The sequence below is a fragment of the Rhodococcus sp. (in: high G+C Gram-positive bacteria) genome (assembly GCF_049286785.1).
GTDB lineage: Bacteria > Actinomycetota > Actinomycetes > Mycobacteriales > Mycobacteriaceae > Rhodococcus_F.
The window spans coordinates 1-1,683 of the sequence record NZ_JBAQEO010000038.1 but is presented as its reverse complement, the minus strand read 5'-3'; the positions used below and the strand labels follow the sequence as shown (position 1 = coordinate 1,683).

At 66.9% G+C, this 1,683-nt stretch carries 1 protein-coding gene; it reads right to left on the bottom strand.

The features are described 5' to 3' along the window. A partial coding sequence (locus WAW17_RS01735) for a [protein-PII] uridylyltransferase (RefSeq protein ID WP_422331306.1) occupies positions 1-1,683 on the bottom strand: 1,683 nt, incomplete at both ends.

The window sequence follows — 1,683 nt, the reverse complement described above, 5'->3', positions numbered from 1 at the left end:
CGCCGGGGCCGGTCGCGAGCGAATCGGCCTCGGCCAGTGCGTGCAGCAGTTCGAGCAGAGATCCATCGCCACCCAGCGTTTCGACAACGCGTTCGATGGTCTCCGGGTCGTCGAGGTCGCGTCTGGTCGCGGTATGTGGAAGTAGCAGGTGATGACGGACGATCGCACTCAACGTCGCCACGTCGGACGGCCACAGCCCCAGCCGCTTTCCGATCTGGATGGCCAGTTCCGCCCCGACCACACTGTGGTCGCCTCCCCGACCCTTTCCGATGTCGTGCAACAACGCACCGAGCATCAACAGATCGGGCCGAGCCACCCGCGTGGTGAGCGCGCTCGCGTTGGCGGCGGTTTCCACCAGATGCCGGTCCACCGTCCACGTGTGGACTGCGTCGCGCGGAGGCAGGTCACGCACGGCGCCCCACTCCGGGAGCAGTCGACCCCACAGCCCTGTCCGGTCCAAGGCCTCGATGGCGTTCACGGCTTGTTTCCCGGCACCGAGCAGAACCAGAAGATCGTTCAGCGCCTCCTTCGGCCACGGTTCGCGCAATTCGGGCGCATGGTCGGCCAGCCGATTCAGCGTGGACGCCGACATCGGCATTCCCGTGGTCGCCGACGCCGCGGCAACCCGCATGACCAGTCCCGGATCCTTGCTCGGGCGGGCGTCACGTGCGAGAACCACCTCCCCCGCATGTTCGACCACACCCTCGTCGAGGGGCCGACGGACGGGTGGGCGCCGCAACCGCGCCAGACCGCGGCGCGGGAGGGCGTTGGCCGCGGTGCGCACCCCGACGTCCACCGAATAACTGATCGTGCGTGCGGCATCGCTCAGCATCCTCGCGAGGTCGAAACGATCACCGATACGCAGAGCAGCACCGATCTCGTCCGCATCCTGCGCGCGTAACTGATCGCGGGATCGACCGGCCACTCGGTGCAGTTCGGTGCGCACGTCGAGGATCCGGCGGTGAGCAAGAGCCAATCCCCCGCCCGGTGATTCGGGTCCCAGTCCTGGCATGCCGTCGGTCAGCTGCGCGATGGACAGTGCGTTGAGCAGCTGTACGTCCCGCAGTCCACCGCGACCACTCTTCAGGTCGGGCTCGGCCCGGTGGGCGATCTCACCGCTGCGCTCCCAGCGCGCTTGCGTCTGGGCGATGAGCGGTTCGAACCGATTCCGGATGTTGGTGCGCCATTCGCGACGTACCGCGCTGATGAGAAGATTGGTGAGCTCGAGATCGCCCACTATGTGCCGGGCTTCGAGCATTCCGAGCGCCGCGGAGATGTCGGTTGCCGCCACCTGAAGGGCCTGCGGGATGGTGCGCACACTGTGGTCCAGCTTGATGTGCGCATCCCACAACGGATACCAGAGTTGGTCGGCAACGTGCGCCACCACAGCGGGATCCATGTCCTCGTGCAGAAGTATCAGATCCAGATCGGAGTAGGGCAACAGTTCTCGCCGGCCGAGTCCGCCGACCGCCACGAGCGCGAAGCCGGAGTCGGGTTTCAGTCCGACCTCGGCACCCTTTGTCGTCAACCAGAATTCGTGCAGGTCCACCATCGCATGCCGGAGTGCGGCGGCATCCAGTCGTCGCCCGTGACCGGTGCCGGGTCGGCCACCGGGGCCGGACTCCGTACTGCCGGTGAGTAGTTGGCGACGAGCGCGTGCCAGGTCCGCAGCTTCGTCTGATC